The organism is Pedobacter sp. MR2016-24 (genome assembly GCF_026239655.1).
Taxonomy (GTDB): Bacteria; Bacteroidota; Bacteroidia; order Sphingobacteriales; family Sphingobacteriaceae; genus Pedobacter.
This window is the reverse complement of sequence record NZ_JAPIVO010000002.1, coordinates 619,828-640,704: the sequence shown is the minus strand read 5'-3', so window position 1 is coordinate 640,704 and position 20,877 is coordinate 619,828. Positions and strand designations below refer to the sequence as shown.

Below are 20,877 nucleotides of genomic sequence, written 5' to 3'. Positions count from 1 at the left end.
TGATAAACAATTAGTTAGCCGCGACTTTAACCGTATTGTTTTGCAGCATCATTCTCGTTGCCAAAATATGTTCGCAAGGACCTTTTTTAAGTTTATTGCTTTGGTAAAATGCACACTCGCAGGAACCATCAATTAAGCGCTGATCTTTATCAATTAAAGCCAGGGTACTAAAAGTTTCATTTTTAGTTCTCACTTTCCCTTTGATTTCAAGTACATCATTTTCTATTTTGGTTGCAATTTTCACAAGATGCTGCACGATAAATTCATTTGCAATTTTTTCCTGTTCGCTGCCAAAACGTAAAGCCGAAAAATCAAGGGGATCCTGGCTAAGCTCCCTTACACGGTAAAGACCCTGTTTCAAATCGTAAATTACACGTCCGGCCTGAGTATAAGCAGTTAATGCAGATGAAACTACCGCAGAACTGAGTCCGGATTTTTTTGCAATGTCGGCCGCAGAGGCAAACCAGGTTTCCTTTAAGCTACTGAAGACTTTTTGTTTAGTCAATATATCTACATTGCCCCGGGGTGCCATCAGGTCGAAATTACCCGCTTTGCTCCAGTCGTTCGTTGTCCAGCCCGAGAGCCCCAGTGTAAAAGTCATATCACCCAGATCGGCCATAAAAAAAGAAGGTAAACCAGAGCCCAATAAAACTACTTTAAAGCTTTTCGCAATCGGAATCAAACGTTCCAATATCATCAGCCTTCTTCTGCCCCAGATTCTGATTGTCTTTTCTTCCGCACCGGTGTAAATAGAGCGATGGAAGGTTAACGTTTCGTACCAGGGTTCAATCACCAAACGAACCGGTTGACCAGGTGCTAAAATAAAACGCAGGGCCCTCGGACCAGTAGTTTCTTTAAAGCGACGTAAATACTGGCAGAGGCTGAAAATATCCATCGGGTGTAATTCAAATGTAGTGGCAGGCAAAGTCATCGCTGCACTTACCTGCAAAAAGCCTCTTACCCATGAATCCGGCAAATCAATCTTCACCTCTTTATACACCTCTTCGTTGGTTGTTGTGGCTTCAAATCCTGAAGGATCAATCTTGAATGAGGTATCCTTATACCCTCTTATTTTTTGAAATTCGCCATATAATTCTGCAGAATAATCTATGTTGGTGGTGCCGCATTTAAACTCGTTAATTTCTGTAAATACATTGTAATTACAACTCAGCTTGCCATAGGAAGACTCATCCTGACTAAAACACTCAAAAAACAGCTCATCCGGATGAACGGTAATTACCGGATCAAGCACCATCCAGGCATCGCGGTCATTTTTATACAAATAATCGAAATACCTGAGTTTTGCTTTGTTGAATGGTCCCAGCACCCGATCTTTTTCCCGGTAAATCTCCTTCAAATCATTTCTGATTTCCTCTATGCGATTCTTTACCTGCTCAATCTGAAAACCAGCCATGTATTCGCCGAGCCAGAGTTTTTCCTGCTCTTCAGCCCAGGCTTTATATTCGGCCCTGTCTTTCGGTTTGTAACGCAGATCAGAAACCACTACATCATGCAAGGCAGAAATCGCCTCCCGAAAGGCTATTTTCTTATTTAATTTTCCAACAAAAAAAGTTGGATCACGAAGCGCATCAGGCGCAAAACTCATTGCTGTTTCATTCGCATCATTACTGATGGAGGTATTTCCACTGTATTTATAATTGAATAACATGCGCTTAATTTTTGATGACCAGATGCATATCCAACTCAGGATAATGCGTTTTAATTTTTGTTAAGATAGCAATGCAGGCCGCTTTATCCTGAATGGTAGACTGTGCGGATACATCATCCAAAATGCCGACTGCCCAACTTGCAGTTTCCATATTTTTAAGTGATTCCTGATATAAGAAGTCGAAAATCCGGTCTTTAGCTACCCTGCCTTTGTTCACCCTGGTTAGTACAGAACGGAAATAGAAAGTCAGTTCCTGCAGTAATTCGGGTTGATCTTTGGTATAGGCTGCTAAATAACTGCTCACAAAAGCCTGAACATTCACGCTTGGATGTTCGCTTAATTTCGTCAGATAATCCAGGGCATGTTCCGCCTTGAAAAATCTGGTGATCATTTCCTTACCGAAACGTTCTACATCCGGCCTGATCGAATCTACTATGCTGATTAAAGTATCAGGATCCCAATCTGCTTCCGTAAAAGCTGTTTTAAAGAAATGAAAAGCATAAGCTCTTGTATCATCCCATTTTGCATCCAGCAGGGTAAGCGATTGATTTCTTTCCTCCCGGATCCGTGCTACATTCTCTTTGAAGTAATTCCAGCACCATTGGCGGATGGCCAGAATTTCATGACTACCAAAAGAGATAATCTGTCGTAAAGAAAAACGGTTTGGATCACTGTAAGCCTTTAAAATTTCATAACCCGCCAGATGGCTGATTCTATATTGTGCATGAATCAGTTTGGTGATCTCTTTTGGCTGCAAACCACTGTTCCAGTACGGTTTTAAATCATTTACTAAAAATTCGTTTAACAAGACATGCGCCCCCTCAAACTTTTCCTTCCGCATTAATGCATATGCGAAATGCGGCACAATGGTATTCCCGATCCGGGGTTGACTCGCCAGTAGCTTCCTCATGATATTCAATGCAGCAGCTAAAACTTTCTCATCCGCAGCGTCAGTAAGATTCATCAACAGTTGGATATGCTCCACCATAAAATGATCAGGATACTGATTTAACAAATCGATACCTCCATCGCGCACTTCAGGAAATTCGCTCAGCAATAAGCTGTTGGTCAGGGACATCGGAATCTCTGTTGCAGGTGTATTTCTGGTCTTGTTCAGTAATATTTTCACCGCCAGAATCTGATTGGCATTTAAAGCCGATGACAGTAACTGCTCCACCATAGCCCAGCTCAGTCTTTCCATTTGTCCTTCCGCTATGAGTACTAAACGATCGATCGCATTTTTAGCCTGAAGGTTGTTGAAGTCCGTATTTTCAAAATGCAGCAGTTCAGCAATTGCTTTACCCAAAATAGCCTGTATCCTTTCTACAGGAAACTGATGCTTGTGCAAAGTTTCGGAAATCCAGTTCTTGTTATCCTTCACCACATTGAATAGCAGAGTCAGCACAAAATCAATATCATTCAAATACAATTCTGCATTGCGGTTCACCAAATCCTGCGCCCAAAGTCTGGCATTTTCACTATTCGCAGCTAACACCTGGGCAATAAAGACAGGTTTTTCAGCAAATTGCCTTTCTTCCTTTTTCACTATTTCAAAACCGAACTGATTCGGCAAATCGAACGGACGATTCAGCAATTGCAAAACTGAACGTTCATCAAAAAGTGCGATAATTTCTTCAATCAGTGGATGAGCCTTTAACCTGAGATAAGCAAAAAGAAGAATCCGGTTCATCTCTGCCTGCATCAATAATTGTACATAGGCCTGGGGCTTCGCATCCCAATCTTCAGGATATAATTCCAAACGCGCCCATGGGTCTTCTATATGTTTAGGGGCAAATTCTGACTGTTGAAGTGGTACGGGAGCAGGTGGAGCTGTTGCTGCCTCTTTCTTTCCAAACAAGCTTTTAAAAATACTTTTTGCAGCATCAATGACTGACCCGCCGCTGTCGCCAGTCGTGCCCGGATTATTACCTGTCGATGCCGTTGCAGTATTGATATTGGCTGGATTATAATAGTAGTGCGAGCTTGTTACTGTTTTTTTACCAGTGATAAATCTGAGGTTAGCCTGCAGTTGGCGCCCCGGATCATTTCCAAAAAGTATGGTGGTAAGCAGCAGGGAATTCGAACATTCAGGATAATCCATGATGACGTAGGAATAAAGTTTTTTTTGATAGTCATAGCTCCCATAATCGCTGAGCGGCTTCTCCTCTGCAATCGTATAATCCTTTTCTTTATACTGCAGTAAAATATGGAGCGCGAGTTTTACATACGCTGATCCGTCTGCTCTTTCTCCCGTACTTTCGAGAAAGTCGACTGAATTTTTCTGCAGATACATTTTCGTATACTGCGAAAATGCCAGTTTACTTTCTTTATTTCTGAGTTCTGCACCAACCTTAACCGTCTCATCAATCACTGCTAAATATTGCTTGTGATTCGCATCCAGTGAACTTGTTCGCCTGAACATGGCCGGCTGTTTTTCGAAACCGTAAGCTAAAATGGCCACAGTTGCCGCGTCATTTCTCAATTGTGCCAGCTTATAAATGGCTCTTATGTGTTTAAAAAAGGGTGGTTTATAGGCCCAGGTTTTTAATACATTACCAAGCACGGGTAACAATTGCGGTTGCACTTTAGCTAATAAATACAATGTGGTAAAATAAGCTATTGCTTTATCCGCTGTATGTTGATATAAGGTGGTTTCCAGCAGCTCCATGTCTTTGGCTTCTACTGCATGCCTGACTTCATCAGGTAACTTTTCCAACAGCTGATTGCTGATTTTCTGTTGTTCATCCGCAGCAGCGATAGTCAGCAGTCCCTCAAAAGCCAGGTTAGTGATATATTCTTTTTGCCTGACGTTACTGGCCAGCGCCGTAAACAAAGGTCCGGCTGTAGTTGCATTCATTTTAGTTAAGGCATACAAGGCAGCATAAGTCTGCATCTCGTCCCCTCTGGTCGCCAGCTTGATGATAAAAGGAATGGCCTCCTGTAAATCCAGCATACCCGCTTTCCAAATCACACGACTCGCTTTCCATTCGGTTTTGAAACTATTTTTACCAACTATGGCATCCTGCAAGCGCTGCAAAATTGCACCATGTTTGGTATCCGGGTTTACAGCATCCAATGAGGGCAGCTCCATAAACACTTCGGTTTCGGTCTGATACCCTTTTTTCCGTTTTTCATTTTCCAGTTCTGCAAAAAGCAGTTCTGCTTTATCCAGAGGCAATGCCGCAGGTGTTTTGGTTCCTTCTTTAAGTGTTCCTTCCCTTCTTCCGTATCTGAAATTGACTAAGAATTCGTTTGCAGAAAGCTCGCAAAGGTCAATCTCATATACTTTATCAGATTTCCCTTCCTTAAAAAATAATTTACTTTGTTTAATGAGTTTCATATACAAAACATTTAAAGAATATTCCACCAATCGTAAGTCTTCCCATCAGCTGAGGGGCTTACCGGCGTTTCCAATTCAACTTCGGGCACTGCTTCTTCTACGAGAGTTTCGGTTTTCACTTCAACAAGCTCCTCCTCTACCACCGGATAACCGTATTTAACAACAATTTTTTCGAGCTGAACTTTAAAAGCGGCCGCTTTATCGGGGTTCACCATCTTTACAAAGTTGATGTAACCATCCACCGCATTGATCAGGTTCCTGGCGTTACCCCATTTTTTGCCTTCCCATCCATGCAAGGCTACACTGTGCAAAAACGCTCTGAATTTGCGCAGCTGATCACGCTGAACGTTCAATTTTTCGTTGACCACAATCCCAGTCACCTTTTGCAAATTGCCCTTCCGCATGATATGCGTTTTCGCCGGATGCATCGTGAATCCTTCAGCCTCTATGATCTTCTTCAGGAAAAACAATAAACTCGCAATATTCTTTTCGTTCTCTTTAACTGTAGAGAAGCTTAAATCATCCGCATAACGGGTGTATGTAAAATTGAATTTTGCGGCTAAGCCCCGAATTTTCTTATCCAGCTTGAAAGCGATTAAATTGCTGATTGCCGGACTCGCGGGCGAACCTTGAGGTAAAACACGATTTCCTTTTTGCACGTAATAGGAAGCCCCATCCATTTCCACTTTTTCGGTTTCTGCATGGGTACAAATTAACGCGAAGATCGTAGACAGCTGTTCTGCATAACCTAATTTGTGGAACAAACCTTTTACCCGTTTATAACTGATGCTCGGGAAGAAATCCTTTAAATCAACATTGATCACAATGTCCTTTCCCAGATGCGGTTGCGCATTGCTGATGATGGAGCGTCCTTTGATGAAACCATGAACCTCATCATTATTTTCGATGCGGTTCAGGACATTCTCCAGCATCCACATCTGCAATTCCTTTAAGCGCGTTTTTGGTGCAGAGATTAATCTTTTGCCACCCGCTTTCTTGGGTATTTCGAAAGTATGGTAATGACTGATCTGGGAAACTTTTCTTTGATAAAGCAGGTAACGCAAAGCAGATAAATCAGCACCAATGGCGGATGCGAAATCAGTAACCTGATTAAAAAACGGCAGATTGAATTTGCTTAAGATTTCAAGGTCGGATGCTGTCTGATTTAAGCCACCTGACACGCCTTTGCCCAGATAAATGATCTGCTGTTGCTGAATATTCTTCCAGTTATCAGCTTTATCTGCTCTCTTTTGTTTGTTTTTTTGTTTGGTGACCTCTCGCTTTTCCTTTGCCAATTTCATACGGGCTTTCCGCATTTCTTTGAGCATGGCTTCCTGATTCTGGTATTTACGATCCTGCGCTAAAAGATTGTTCAGCTCCTGGTTTGCTGTAAGCTCCCGTTGAATAAGCAGCTCAGATAAACTTGGCGTAGCTGAAGATTCCCAAAAACCAAGGCGCTGCATTTCTTCAAGGATATAACTGTCTTTGGATGTAGCCCGAATACGATCATAGATTTGTTGCCTGCTCAGTTTTTCTGCCATATGGACCTTTTTTAAGATTAAAAAGCCCTGTCTTTTTTTATAAGACAGGGCCTGAATTTAAATCCTTCGTATTTTCATAGGACTATATCAATCAACTCCAGAGAACACGTACCATACGTACGGTTAAACTCGCGGAGTATGGAACCGAAACCGTACGTATGGTACGTGTTCTCCCCATAAAGATTGCAGGTAGTGCCGAGTGTCAAATAATAGTTCAGCGGTGACGAAACATCACCATTTTCTTATTCAGAAAAAGCAAGGTATTTTTTAAATCCATTTGCAATATAGAAATAAATATTTCCAACATACAAGTAGTTATACAGATAAATCGATATAATTTTTCATATGTATCTAAAATGATAGAAAACCACTTGATGATGATACACAGCTCCGCTCAACTATTCATTGCTTTCATCTAGGACAACAGCGATAAACTGGTGGAACCAGGTTTCTTAAATCACCGCATGTTAAAAGCCTGTATACTCACCGCGGCGACGGTATTTTTAATGAATTTCTAGATACAATCAGGAAGTATGTTTTAATGCTTTTATATTTTAATCGTATTTTAACAGCTTATTTTAAATCGGACAATCTACATCATGACTGGAAATGCAATATGTGAACATTGTGAAAGCAGCAATACCACCTCACTAAGAATGTCCTTCTTTATAAAGGAAATAATTGTACTCTCAATCATCATGATCATCTCATTAACTTGTTGTATCAACAGGTTCTCAACAGTCTGGGTTTTCTTTACCTTTTGGCCATTCTTTTTGATAATTTTTAGACTTTTTAAAATTTATAGTAAAAAACCTAACCGTGGATTTTGTCGTGATTGTAAAAAGAAATGGGAATACTAACTTTATATATAAAAATCTATATTTCATAATAAAATAGCAATGCCTACAATAGAAATAGCTTCAATTAATTCCACAGGACTTGGATTGAACCAAACTAACTTTGAGATTACAATAATTGAAGAAAGTACGCTTGAAAGTCATAGGGAACTTTTTTACGAATTGCTTCGACAACAAAATGGAACTATAGTTCATGTTGGTAACCCTGACTTTAAAAATCAAAAAGATAGCGGATTTTATGCCGGCGAGATAATCGATTGGACTGTTGAACCAAATATAGAAATTACAATACCAATCAACAATGTAGATAGCCCAATTTATGATAACGGAGGAGCAAATCAACAGTTCAGATTTAGGTTCTTAGATCAATATAAAATTGACATCGATAAACTTTTAAAAACAGCGCTTGAAAAATCGCCTATTAAAAAAATCTGCATTCTCACTGACTATCAATTTGGACCTGAAAAAGAAAGCATCGAAACTATATGTACCATAGAAGACTTTTGGCAAAAACATGATAATGATGGATTGATCTTTAATACATTGTATGAAATGTATGGATGATAAAAATGCAAATATATCACCTGCAGTTGCGATGAAGTAATATGATTCGAAAGAAAAAATGATATGACGCAACTGGATTAAAATAGTCCTAAGCCAATCTTCTTTTCCCCCCTTACCAGACTGACTATGTGCAGGAATACTTTGAACAATGCCTACGTTGCAAAAAAACAATGATCTTTCATAAAAAAACCGGACTTTGAAGAGTTCAAAGTCCGGCTGTACCGATCAGCAGGAATACTTTGAACATTTAAATCGCTTTTTATTGCTTATAGAGCCTGTAATAGAGGATTTGGAGAGAAAAGGATTCATATAAAAAGTGCGTAAAAATTATTAAGATTTTCATGAAGCAGACCTTGAGAAGATTATATTAGGACAAAAAAGTTGGCAAATATCAGAAATTATCTATTGCTAAACTTACAGTAGATAAAATGAAAATTTGAACTATTTTATCGGTGATTTTAGGCATTTGATTATTCACGAAGCACCACTTGAACGAAAGCAAGCCAAATCCGCGAGTTTAACAACTTTTTAACGTTTTCTCACGCTTAATTTCATCAATCAACATAAATAGTATGTTTAATAATTGCAATACACTCAAAAAATATTACTTTAGCTAATGATCAAATATCTTTAAAGAAATGTATGCTGATCCCGTCACGGGAGGCATTCAACATAAAGGATATGCGAGCCGAATTTACGCCCCAACCAACGAATTTTGGACATATCGACTGAATTATCACTACAACGGGAATCTTTCTTAGAGCTGTATAGTATTGGAACAGTTATAGAAACCCAGATCACTAACATCATCACACCTTCACAGATTGTCACCAGTTTTGACGAAACTTTCAGCGGTCGGCTGTCTGTACTGGATATTTCATGGTGCCTCCCGGAAGGAGAAGCAATATTCGAGCAGTGCGCAATCGGGCAGAAAATACAGACCGTCATTATTGATGTCGATATCCAGACCAGGCAAATCAAATTAAGCCAAAAGCATTTAACGCCTCATCAGTCAGATAGTACTACCTGGTCGAGAATCTTCAGGGGAGATGAATTTACAGTCAGGCCTATTGCTCAGCTCAATGCGTCAGTCTTGGTTAAAACCCAGGATGGATTATATGGACTGCTAACTGGTACACCAGAACAGGACGATCAACAGATGATCAGGGTTCGCGTCAACTCCAAACTGGACCACGCCAATTTGCTGTCTTTCATAGGCACCAATTCAACAGAGCTTATCGTCGACCTACCTGTCGAATACAAATCGGATTTTAACTTTATTGAAGATGATCTGCTCTCTTATCATTCTTTCAACAGATCCGTTCTGGGAAGCAACGGGTCCAATGCTGATCACGACTTGATAAAACGGGGATTTGATCTTGATCCCAAGATCTTCTCTAAAGAGATTTTTACCGAGGATCCTCTTTACATTCAATTTGAACTTAACAGCCCAGCCTACGAAAATGTGTTCAAGCAACAGGCCATACCGCACTTTTTCCCGGAAGAGACATTCAACGCCGATAGTGAGAAGAAAGTGCTTGACATGCTTTCCGCTTTGCACTACTGGTTCAAGTTAAACCAATTTAAAAAGGATCAGACCAAGCCAGATCTATCGTATGATTTTTCCCTTTACAATGAGCAAATCAACTTCCATGGGAATATTCTGATTTCAAAGGATGCCTCCGAGGTGCGATTTGTCATACGAAACTTTAGTATTGGACAACATTTCGCTGGAACCGCTGAAAAAAAGAAGTCGGTTTCCAAATCTGGCTCCTTCCTTTACGCATCGGCAGTAGTTGTATTTGGGCCATTCAGCAACTTACCTCTGGAAACTTCCCAGAAGAAAATCTTTAATTACTTGGCCTTGAAAAGCGAGTGTTTTTTCACGATAAACAGACTAAAGAAAGATTCTGGAGAAATATTACGTCAAGAGGGACGAACTTTAGGGATCATTGACAAGTTCCTGGAATACCAAATCAGGATGCTGGATGACCAAAAGGAAGTCAACGTTTTTGTAGATAGTTACACTCAGGTACCGAGTGCATCTGGTGGTATTGCTATACGGATCTCCGGTAATATTGGAGACGCGCTTGAATTCGACGGTGACACCGTGGTTACCATAAAAATGAAACAGCCATCTTTAAAAAGGGGCACTGAGGAGGAACTGGTGAAACTGAGTGACGGAAACCTCGTGGCCGATACAGATGGTTATCGTATCACATTTTTTAAAGACATTTTGGTAAATGTACTCAAAAACGGTTTCTACATCGAAAAAAGGATATCGAAAAAACAGCTGACTCTGCAGAGGGAAATTATTCAGGACTTCCTGGAAAAGAAAATCAAAATCGACCATATCGAGTCCCTGCTTGTTAGGCCCGAAAAAGTTCGAACCCCTCAAATAGCAAAGATCCAATTCAATAACCAGGATTTGGTCAGAACGGAGAAAGAACAACCGGACAACAATCAGGTCAAGGCTGTGATAAAAGCAGTGGGCAATGAAAATATCTTCTTGGTTCAGGGTCCTCCCGGTACTGGAAAGACTACAGTCATTGCGGAAATTATCGAGCAGCTGACCCAAAAAAACGAAAAAATTCTGGTTGCTGGGCAAAACCATGTCGCAGTAGACAATGTGCTGGAAAAAATATCCAAGGTACCCAATCTTACACTCCTGCGTGTTGGAAATCCGGAAAGGATCGATAAAGATCTGATTAAATACAATATTGACCACTTGGTCGAAGAATATAAATCCGACTTCAAAATGTTTCTTGACAATCAAGTCGTATTAGCCGAGCTAATGCTGGAAGCAAAATTAAAGGGCAATGCAGCAGAGAGCCTATTGAATGATTTCAGTCAAAAGGTCAAGGAGTTATCGGGCGATTACGGGAAACTCAAGGACATTTACAGCCAGAAACATTTTGTGCTGCGCGACGGAATCAAAGATCTGGCTCCGGTAGATATAAAACTGTCCATTACGATAATGCGCGATTGGATTGATTCTATTGAAAATGAATATGAGGTATTACTCAAGCCAATGTTGTACAATTCCGTAGATGTGGTTTTTGCAACCTGCATCGGCATCAAGACAGACCGCGTTTTCAAAGATTCCGCTTTCAAGTTCGACACAGTGATCATTGATGAAGCCGGCAAGGCTAACATAGCGGAAAGCCTGGTTGCCATGGAGCTTGGGAAAAAGGTCATTTTGGTCGGAGACCAAATGCAACTCCCACCCTATATGGACAGCACTCTAATTGATGAGACCGATCCGGAGAGCTTTCCAAAATCCCCGTACGGCCAGGAGTATACACAAGAGGAAATCTTGCATGCATTGAAAACTTCCTTTTTTGAATTCATCATCAATCGCATCCATAGCGATTCGTTTCCCAAAGAGAATCTGGAACTCTTAAATTACCAACATAGGATGCATCCCAATATTGGCAGGTTTATCTCTGAATCCTTCTATGAGGGAAAGGTCAATATGGGAAGTCGCACCCACCTTAACCGATTGGATCTTCCCTCTCCATTTGATAAAGAAATTGTATTTTTTGATACGTCCAATTCGAAGGATCCCTATGAGCAAAAAGACGGAAGCTCAATCAAAAATAAAATCGAAGCTGAGACAATTTCTGAATATATATTGCCAGCATTGTTCAACCATAATGTTGCCCAGAGTGAAATCGCGATTATAGCTCCCTATAAATCGCAGGTAGCAACTATTATCAGCCATATCAACAACTCAACTAATTGCAAGCTAAAAAACATAGATGTTTCTACCTTGGATTCCTTTCAGGGAAAAGAGTATGACATCATCATTTTTAGCTTTACAAGAGCTGCGAACCATGCCGCTGCACCAACTGTCAAAGGGCAAAAAAAGTTCACAAAAGTTGGCTTTTTGGATGATGCGCGAAGACTCAATGTAGCTTTCAGCAGAGCTAAGAAAAAGTTAATACTGATTGGCAATGCTGTATCTCTTGCGGACCGAAAATCACATTACGATGGACTTTTCAACTATACACAGTTATTTACAAATCTGATTAAACTCAGTAAGCAGAAAGATATTGGAAATTTCTACAGTGTAGCTGATTTTATCGGCAAAAGCTCATTCACGAATTTCACGAGTTCGATTTTTATAGGCAAAAAAATGCGAGGTACGGTAGGAAAATTGGCCGTTAGCAAGGATAAGAAAGAATATGGCAGGTTTATAGTTGTCGATGAATTCTTCTGCCTTGCACCATATAGCCATCAACAAAAATTATTAAATCCCCACTACAAAAACTTGAATGCAGGTCAGCAAATAAATATCAGCATTGTTGAAATCGATGAGAAGTTTAAAAAGGTTACAGTAAAAGTAGAGCCGGAAACCTGGCGTGAAAAGGTTGCAGCATATAAGATTGGAGATCAAATGGAAGCCAAAATTCAGTCAGTTACACCCCATGGATTCATTCTGCGTACGAATGCAGGACTATCCGGTTCCATCAATCAAAAACAATTCAGCGGCCACGCGCGTCCTGTAGTTGGCGATCATATCCAGGTGAAGCTTGCTACTATAGATTATGAAAAAAGACAATTGGGATTTAAAATATAGCAATGGGTTTATTTAGTTTAGATTTCGAGCGTCTATATCAGCACTTCCAGGCACAAGGTGGCCAACTGAAAGGCATTTTTTGCATACAGTATCCAATTTATTGTATCCATGCAAACATTAGTGACGTCACTCCTGATGCACTAGAAAACGTCGACCGTGTGATTTGCGATTTTTACAAGAAAAATCATTCATTTACCCCCTTCCAAATAGGAAGCCTAATCGGAACTTCGAAAACGTTTGTTGAAATTAGAATTCAGGTCTTGTTAAGGGACGGTCTCATCAAAAAAATCGAGGATGGATATCAGCTCACCGATGCTGGAAGGGCGGTATTTGACGACAAGATCAGACAACGCCAGTATTCCAGAACATTTGATTTTTATCTTGACGGAGTTTCGCTGGCACCATTACCGAAGGTCTTTTATACCTTCTATCGGTCCAAGCTGATCAGTGAAAACGATGTACGCTATTTTACCGGATCCGACGGGGAAACAAGAACAAGTCGGCCATTCGGACCTGATATTGTCCACACACCACCCGACAAAGATTTAATTACTGAAAAGATTTTTGGTATTCCATTGGATGAGCGTGATGAATATAATATACCAACGGGACTGGTTTCCATTGAAGATTCTTCATTTACCAAACAAACTTTCCAGGTGCTGGTGGCAGTCAGTTTCATTAATGGGGAGTTAACAAAAGAGATTATTGACGGTTTTGCCTATTTTTCTCTTGCTGAAGGGCTTACCTACTACGAGACCATCAAAAAGAACATCAGGATTTTTGAAAATGGCCTGAACGACAAGATCCAAAATCTGGAATTTAAAATAACCATTCCCGCAATGCGGGAAGATACCGACAAACAGCCAAAGCCTATCATCACATCCAACTGGGGAGAGATTGACCGATATAAAAATTCAAAAAATAAGTGCTTTTCTTTTAGTAGTGAGGATTTAATGCGGGTCATTACCGATATTTTTAAAATTAAGGATGTATCACCAGAGAGCGTGGTCAATGAAGAGAGCAACATTGAAATCAGCCTGACCAAAGAAATGCTGATGAGTTCTTCAGATAGAGGCCGTCTAATTGAAAACCTAATCAGACAAAGAGATTACTACATCGGAAATATCGACCGGAACGTATTTTTAGTATATCTCTATTTTAAAACGACAGATGATTTTGTGCAACAGGTTCTTAAATTCAAAAAGCTGATCAAGGAAAACAAAAAATCATTGTTGACCCATACATGGTTTACGGAGACCTATCCAGCGTATAAGGACAATTTCAGGGAAATGCTCACTGCGGTCGGGGAAATTGACCTTCTCGAAAAAATAGATATTGAATGTTTTATGGCAAAGACGACATAATGGACAAAATCATAAACGAACATGATACCTTCATCGGCGGATCCTTCATCACCAATGAAAATCAAATGGCCTTCGCCCCATTTAAAGAAAGCTCTGAGCTGTTTCTAACCCAGGTAAACAATGAAGGTATCAAAAGACAAATATTGAAATTAATAGATCAGAGCAAGTACGTACTTAAAATCTGCAGTTTCATCATTACGGATAAAGATATCTTCAATGCGTTGATGGAGAAGGCCAAATCGCATAAAGTTGCCATATTCATACTGACTCAGCTAGATGACAGCAAACTACAAAATACTTCCGACCTGTCCAGCTTTATCACTGAAGAAGAGCTGAAAGAAAATCCGGCATCTACTCACATGTATTTTATTAAAACGCTTTATGATAACGGCGTCCATGTTAGAGCAGCAACAACTGCACATGCTAAATTTATCATAGCGGATCGGAACAACGCTTTTATCACCAGTGCAAACCTGACCACACCTTCAATGGTCCAAAACACAGAAAGTGGGGTTTACCTTGCCAGGCCTTATGCCGAAAATTTAGATTTACTTTTTGATGTAATTTTCCAGCACGGTACCAAATACATCCGCTTTACATCCGCTGGAAAAAGAAAAAACTTTGTCGGACAGGCCAACATCAGCATTTTGCCAGAGCAACTTCCGAAAACAGAAAAATGCCTGTTAAGGTTTACCTATGAACAGCTTACGCACAATCTCTATAGGGAAATCTTAGATATAATTGACTCGGCGGAAAAATACATCTACCTGTCGACATATAGTATTGTGGGACTCGAAAAGATTCCCGAATTTAGATCTGCCATCGTTAGAGCGATTGATCGGCAGGTGGAAATCTATGTATTTTGCCGTGGTATGAATTATCGGACAGATCATCTGGAAGGAACAGAAGTGTTGAGGAGCGCCGGCTGCAAGATTTACGCGGACATCTTCAATCATTCCAAAGGGATTATTAACGAAAAAACCGGAATGATCTTTACTGCAAATATCGATGGCAACCACGGACTGATAAACGGTTTTGAGGTTGGATGCTTACTATCAGATAAACAACGAGCGACATTTTTGGAATTTAACAAATACCTGATGGAAATATCCGATTACGTTTATTTGCCCACTCCAACACGCAGGATGCTGTTTGATACATTTAGTCGTTATGAAAAAAAGAAAGAGATTATGCCACCTAAATTTCCCGAACAGCTCAGCATAAGCATTGCTCCGGGGCTTTCGATAAAAGGTTCGGCACTAGCCGATTCGCCCATACTCTATGGCCACCATAAAGACCATAAGTTTTTGATTATAGGCAATAAGTTATTCAAATGCCATTACGATCAGGGGCACTTTCATCTATTGGGCAAAGAAAAAATGAGGTACGATATTGAAAAATATATATTGAAATATGTTAACCTTAAAATTCAACAAAACTAATGAACCAAACGATCCCCTATCTAAACGAATGGCTTGAATTATCTCGATCAGGCAGGTTTGACAAAGCTCAGGAAATCTACTTTGAAAAGCTTTTCGCCTCGGTTATAGATGTTTTTAAAGCTTCAAATGAACATTTACTCTCAAAAGGAGGAGTATTGTTTTCAATTCTGGGGTATTCGCCCGAGCCTATTATATTGACAGCTAAGACTGTCGAGCCGGATGCTCACATCATTTTTACCACCAATAAAAAAAACGAAGGTGCCGACTATCTCGAAAAATATCTAGGTTCAGACTACGAGACCGTCTATCTCCAAGAAGATAATTTTGACCAAATTTATAAAGCGCTTAAGGAACAATTGATATTGAACCCTACATCTCAGATTGTACTGGATATTACTGGGGGCAAAAAGTCTATGGTTGCATCAGCAGCGATCTTTGGGAAGGATTATGGATGCAAAATACTGTATGTAGATTTTAAGGAGTATATAAAAGATCTTCGCAAACCGTTACCAGGTTCAGAAATATTAAATATTGTCTACGACCCGTTCAAAAACCAGCCAGAGCTCTTTCAAAAATGAAATACCAAATTACGCTAGTCGGGGGTCAATTGCTCCCTATTTTTCTCGGATTTAAAGAATTTAATCCGGACAAGGTACATTACATCGTATCCAAGGATTCAAAAAAAGGGTTACAGCACCTGATGTCAGTTATTAAAGGGATTCCTACAGTTGAACACCATTGCGATGCCTATGACTTTGATTCGGTAAAGACAACCTGTGAAAAAATATTAGATAAGATTGATGATCAGGATGAGGTTTCGATCAACTTCACTGGAGGGACTAAGATAATGGTACTGGCAATCCATTCGGTACTTTTGGAACGCGGATTAACTGGCTTTTACATCAACCAGGACAACACGCTTCTTTCTCTGCCAAGCTATTCGAAGAGACCGATCGAGTGCAGAATTACGACTGACGAATTCCTGAGAATCAGTGGACATCAACAGTATACTACAAAGACGCTAAATGATTTTGTTGAACAGGATTTTAAAACCGCCAAAGAAATAGAGACATTTGCAAATTCAGGTAATAGGTACACAACAATAGCTAACTTCTTTAGGAAAAAGTATAGTTCAGACAATATACCCTTCAGCGGTGAGGAACAAATTCCCAATGATGTGATTTGCAAATGGGATCACTCGAAACTTGAAATTTTTGTTAAAGGAAAACTGATACAAACCTTCAGATCATCTAAAATTCATGATTTATTTTTCAACGCAGGTTGGTGGGAGCTGATTATTGCACAAGCAATTTCTAAATGGGACAAATTAGGTGAAATGCTGCTAAAATTCGAATTGAAGGCAACATCAGACCGGGTCTCTGCAAAAAATGAAATTGATATCTTGATTAATTCCAACAATAAATTAATTTTTGTCGAATGTAAATCGGGAACAATCAAACAGGAAGACATCAATAAAATGAAGATTATAAAACAAAGTTATGGAGGTCTAGTTTCGAAATCAATACTGGTCAGTCGTTTTATGCCCACCCCGATCATTGTTGAAAAGTGCAAAGAGCTTGACATTGAGATCTTCTTCATGTTCACCTTCAAAGGGCAGCAAGGGAATTCTTTTCAAAAACTGGTTGCAAAATTGAACGAGCTCGACAAAAAGAACTCGCTCAACTAAACTTTCACTGAAATACACATTTTATCATAAGTTATACTTCAGCAAAATAAACCATATCATCTAAACATGATATCCCCTCACTTTCAAGAGTAGAAAATGAGATTATTGGCATATTGAATTTAGCATCGAATTGATCTGAGTTTAAAAGATGAGATATAATTATAGATTGGGATGTTATAAAAAAGGGTATAATATCATATCCCTCCAGTTTCATATTTACTCTAACTTCGAGGACTGAAATATCTTTACTCAGGGACTGAAACCGAAGCACATGTTTTTCCATCCAGGCTTTCTCTTTTTCATTTCCAACTAAAAAGCGATCTCTTTCCTCTGCCATCTCTTTTGCAGATTTAGATGCTGATGTATTTTTGGCCTCAATTAAATACAGTCTCATTCTTGCCTGGTCGAGTGCCAATACGTCTATATCACCTAAAGTACCTGGAAGTGAAACTTCAGGGAAAACCAGAAATGTAGAATTTTTCCTAAACCACTCTGCGACGAAGCTATTGTACCAAGCTCCTTTCTGATCTAACAAAGTCGCATTTAAAGACCTGAGTTTAGGATCCTTCAATCTGCCTTCCATCACTAGCCTCTCCATATTTTCTGCAACCTCCATTAGATGCCTGCTGCCAAAATAAATAAATGTTTCATCTAAAGGACTGGCGGTTTTGATAACTATAAGAGGTCTGCTTAGATAAGAAAGCATCCGATTATAACGCCAAGGTGATGCCTCATAATTATCCATTCCTTTAGGTACCTTCAGTGCATTTCCCCTATCTACCGAACTAAGTAAATCTATGATGGAATTAGCCTGAACTTGGCTAAGACCTTCCTGATGCCTCATCGATAAGTCAATTAGTTCGTTTCTTGAAATACGGCCAATTGGAGCCTTTAGTTCTATGCCTGTCTTAGAAAGATCGACCAGAAAATAGATGATCTGCTCGAAACTAAATCCATACGCCTGTTCGAAGCCTTTATTGATCATGGCTATTCTGTTAATGCCATCTGTACTTTGCTCAACGTTTACCAGACTAAAAAAATCGTCGAAGTCTTCATGGAACTGCTCGACTTGTCGGTCCAGATATTCGTTCCTGTATGGTTGAACAATTGTATCGCGAAATTGGTGTTGAAACCCAATCCTACCTGAAGAAAGCACCGCCAGGTTATCCCTAGACAGATCAAAATAAAGCTCGTCGCTGACAATACCAAGTCCTATGATAGTGTTCATGATCGCTAGCAGTTCATCAACCAATGATTCAGATATCAATTGCTGTCCGTTCTGCTGTTCAGCACTAATGAACTCTATCAGGCAACGATAGGCTAGTGAAGACTCTTCGATTTCCATGTTCCGATCCCGAACTTTTTCGATGAAAGTCTCATAGTGTTCTGGATAACAATATTTAACTGTTGGCACTCGCATTTCCTGGACTTTTTTACGGTTCACAATCGCTTCATATCTACCCATTAATTTGTAAAGCAACACCTCGCTATCGATTCCCGATAAGCATGCGCGGAGCTTGGGAATTAGCGTTTTGAACACAAGACTCGATAAAAATTTGACTTTCTCCTCTTTGTCTGTCAATTGGGGAAGCGCTGCCAAAAAACCGGGTTCCAGACTATCGGTGAGCCTATCAAGTATTAGATTACTCTGACATGAACTTAGGTATTTTGCCTTTCCTAAAAAGTTCCCCAACAAACGGACATCGGTCACTGCATTGAGAATGGTAAGCTTTTTCTTCCTGCCCAACGGGGCTACACGATCAACCACTTGCTCGGCATCCAGCTCTATCTTTGAATTGCACTGACGGGCGATGAGGTTAAAAACCGCTAAGAGTTCATTCACAAAATATCTCTCACCGCGGTTATCCGAAAAGTCTAAAAGCTCAGCGAAAGCACTACTAAAGCTCATTGACAAGCCTGTATCGTTTAACGTGATAAGTACCGGCTGGTGGTTTTCGCCAAAATCGAAAGCTTCGGTAATAGGATTAAAAAACCTTTCAGGATCACTGATGCTGACCTGTACATCTATAACCTCTGTTGTCAGTCCCTGGAGAATAGGCTCCAAATCTGATTTGACCTGATTAAACCAGTAAGCTATCATTTTCATCAGTTCCTGAAAAAATACCTTGTCGCTATCACCATAAGCATGATAAGTTTTTTCATTACTAGGCTTGAACCAAATCGTCTGGAGAAACTCTCTAATGGCCAAATGATGGGACACGCCAGTTGCAGGATCTCCGACATATACCTTATCGTAATCATCAAGTAACATCACTGGTAGAAAATTCGTTCCCGAATATGATTGATCTCGATAAGGGAGTACAGTAGAAGCCATCTTTCGCTCTGCCCTTTTCAAAAAGCTATCGTTAAGGACAGGGTCGATCACGTAATGTTCAACCCCCTCATTGGATAGATAAAACGATTCTTGATGCTCCAGATACAGAACAAAAAGTTCAAGCACGGATACACCCTCCATATTGTACCGCAAAAGAAACTTATCCCTGGCCTGGTAAAAATACCACAAAGTCAACTCGTGGTAATCCTCCCCTCCATGGCAAAGACCCATCCAGTCATTAAGACTGAACATTAAGAAGGGCTGTTCAGGCACATCAACCACAGCTTTTCCCTCTCTACCTGAGTTGCCTATAACGGCTATAAACATTCGCGTGTGAAGGGCAAGTGGAGAAGAATCAAGCAAGCCGTTCACCCTTTCCATTCGTTCCTTGACCTGTGCTCCGATACCCAAATCCCCAAGTCTTTCCATCGGATTATCTTTAGAAAAATTTTGGGCGGTTATCTCATCGGGAAAATATAGCACGACAGCAAGTTTATCGCTATCCATAGAAAAGAGTAGTACATGCTCCATTTGAAAATCGATAATAGACTGGTCTGCTCTTTTCCAACCCAAGTGAAAAATACCCCGCTTAACCATCAAAAGGCATTCCCGTTGATAAAGTTGGTTCAACTGATCCGCACAGCCTTGTTCTACCGCAAGCTTCCACAGATAATAATAGAGTGCGCTGACCAGATTTACCGGAGAGTGCACCAGCAAAGCTCCACCTAGATCTAACAATGGTCGATAAAGCATCAAATCCTGGTCGCAAACCCCTCCGCTCACATTGTCTGGTGAAATAAGGAATTCATCGATCACTTTTGCTGGAACTCCCCTGGAGCTGAGTGAAGATTCGATAGCCTCTCGATTTAAAAAGCAGCTTTCAGCACCCAGATTGAGCTTTGTTTCTTCAGGAACAAATACTACATCCAGCTCGACAAAGGTCGGATCAAAGGGTATAATGTGGTTTTCCTTGGCTAGATGACCTGCTATTTTTAGCACCATAAATGTTGCTGCATAAGCCATTTTATGAAAACCCTCCACAAATTGGTTACGCTGGTCCAGAAACAATATATTGATCATTGCCTGTAACAGTAGCCCACCCCCCTTGAATATCCCGGGTAATGCCGTAACGTTGCCGATCATGCCAGTGATGTTGGTAGAATGGATATCCGGTCGATTTAGTTTTCTGCCATATTCATACCTGTCCCAGAACAAATAGGTCAAAAAACGGCCATAACTTTGCTCGTTGCTGCTATTCCTATCCTTCAAGAGTTTGAAAGCCATTTCCTGAAGACACACCAGATGCACACCATTCTCGGGAAACAATTGCAAAGCTGCTAACCTGCTCAGCGTTTGTATTTGTCCAAGATTGTAGAACGGCCTATCTACCTTCTTCTTAGGCTGTGATGGATGACGTTTATCTACCAATGAGCAACAGCGCTTGTATTTCTTACCACTTCCACATGGACATAAACTATTTCTGGATATATTCATTC

At 40.2% G+C, this 20,877-nt stretch carries 10 protein-coding genes; 6 read left to right on the top strand and 4 right to left on the bottom strand.

Translation table 11 applies throughout. From position 1 onward, the window contains the following. Window positions 1-10 precede the first annotated feature (10 nt). The 3 genes from OQX62_RS06905 to OQX62_RS06895 are packed head-to-tail and all read right to left on the bottom strand — an operon-like array spanning window position 11 to window position 6,550. Window positions 11-1,669, bottom strand: coding sequence for an SWIM zinc finger family protein (locus OQX62_RS06905; RefSeq protein ID WP_265830701.1), 1,659 nt, complete (start codon window positions 1,667-1,669; stop codon window positions 11-13). A gap of 4 nt (window positions 1,670-1,673) precedes the next feature. Beyond that, complete coding sequence (locus OQX62_RS06900; RefSeq protein ID WP_265830700.1) at window positions 1,674-5,009, bottom strand: hypothetical protein; 3,336 nt, start codon at window positions 5,007-5,009, stop codon at window positions 1,674-1,676. A gap of 11 nt (window positions 5,010-5,020) precedes the next feature. Further along, complete coding sequence (locus tag OQX62_RS06895; protein WP_265830699.1) at window positions 5,021-6,550, bottom strand: reverse transcriptase family protein; 1,530 nt, start codon at window positions 6,548-6,550, stop codon at window positions 5,021-5,023. Between the two features lie 899 nt (window positions 6,551-7,449). On the opposite strand from OQX62_RS06895, the gene OQX62_RS06890 reads away from it, so the two are divergent. The 6 genes from OQX62_RS06890 (at window position 7,450) to OQX62_RS06865 (ending at window position 17,046) form a co-directional block, all read left to right on the top strand. After that, window positions 7,450-7,971 carry a hypothetical protein gene (locus OQX62_RS06890; RefSeq protein ID WP_265830698.1) on the top strand — a complete coding sequence of 174 codons (522 nt, stop codon included), beginning with the start codon at window positions 7,450-7,452 and terminating at the stop codon, window positions 7,969-7,971. Between the two features lie 715 nt (window positions 7,972-8,686). Continuing rightward, window positions 8,687-12,553: an AAA domain-containing protein gene (locus tag OQX62_RS06885; RefSeq protein ID WP_265830696.1), complete on the top strand. Its 3,867-nt coding sequence runs from the start codon at window positions 8,687-8,689 to the stop codon at window positions 12,551-12,553. A 2-nt stretch (window positions 12,554-12,555) separates the two neighbouring features. Further along, a complete protein-coding gene (locus tag OQX62_RS06880; protein ID WP_265830695.1) occupies window positions 12,556-13,917 on the top strand; it encodes a hypothetical protein in 1,362 nt (453 codons plus the stop codon). Beyond that, window positions 13,917-15,359 (top strand): phospholipase D-like domain-containing protein, encoded by a 1,443-nt coding sequence (locus OQX62_RS06875; protein ID WP_265830694.1) that lies wholly within the window; start codon window positions 13,917-13,919, stop codon window positions 15,357-15,359. The genes OQX62_RS06880 and OQX62_RS06875 overlap by 1 nt, the downstream gene beginning before the upstream one ends. After that, window positions 15,359-15,937: a hypothetical protein gene (locus OQX62_RS06870; protein WP_265830693.1), complete on the top strand. Its 579-nt coding sequence runs from the start codon at window positions 15,359-15,361 to the stop codon at window positions 15,935-15,937. Before OQX62_RS06875 ends, OQX62_RS06870 begins: the two co-directional genes overlap by 1 nt. Further along, on the top strand, window positions 15,934-17,046 hold the full coding sequence (locus OQX62_RS06865) for a Card1-like endonuclease domain-containing protein (RefSeq protein ID WP_265830692.1): 1,113 nt from the start codon (window positions 15,934-15,936) through the stop codon (window positions 17,044-17,046). The genes OQX62_RS06870 and OQX62_RS06865 overlap by 4 nt, the downstream gene beginning before the upstream one ends. A gap of 31 nt (window positions 17,047-17,077) precedes the next feature. On the opposite strand, the gene OQX62_RS06860 is transcribed toward OQX62_RS06865, so the two are convergent. Beyond that, window positions 17,078-20,875: an SEC-C domain-containing protein gene (locus OQX62_RS06860; protein ID WP_265830691.1), complete on the bottom strand. Its 3,798-nt coding sequence runs from the start codon at window positions 20,873-20,875 to the stop codon at window positions 17,078-17,080. Window positions 20,876-20,877: the final 2 nt, after the last annotated feature.

Excerpts from the sequence above, each read along its gene's own strand:
- OQX62_RS06905 (WP_265830701.1), bottom strand. The coding sequence starts at position 1,669 with ATGTTATTCAATTATAAATACAGTGGAAATACCTCCATCAGTAATGAT.
- OQX62_RS06900 (WP_265830700.1), bottom strand. The coding sequence starts at position 5,009 with ATGAAACTCATTAAACAAAGTAAATTATTTTTTAAGGAAGGGAAATCT.
- OQX62_RS06895 (WP_265830699.1), bottom strand. The coding sequence starts at position 6,550 with ATGGCAGAAAAACTGAGCAGGCAACAAATCTATGATCGTATTCGGGCT.
- OQX62_RS06890 (WP_265830698.1), top strand. The coding sequence starts at position 7,450 with ATGCCTACAATAGAAATAGCTTCAATTAATTCCACAGGACTTGGATTG.
- OQX62_RS06880 (WP_265830695.1), top strand. The coding sequence starts at position 12,556 with ATGGGTTTATTTAGTTTAGATTTCGAGCGTCTATATCAGCACTTCCAG.
- OQX62_RS06875 (WP_265830694.1), top strand. The coding sequence starts at position 13,917 with ATGGACAAAATCATAAACGAACATGATACCTTCATCGGCGGATCCTTC.
- OQX62_RS06870 (WP_265830693.1), top strand. The coding sequence starts at position 15,359 with ATGAACCAAACGATCCCCTATCTAAACGAATGGCTTGAATTATCTCGA.
- OQX62_RS06865 (WP_265830692.1), top strand. The coding sequence starts at position 15,934 with ATGAAATACCAAATTACGCTAGTCGGGGGTCAATTGCTCCCTATTTTT.
- OQX62_RS06860 (WP_265830691.1), bottom strand. The coding sequence starts at position 20,875 with ATGAATATATCCAGAAATAGTTTATGTCCATGTGGAAGTGGTAAGAAA.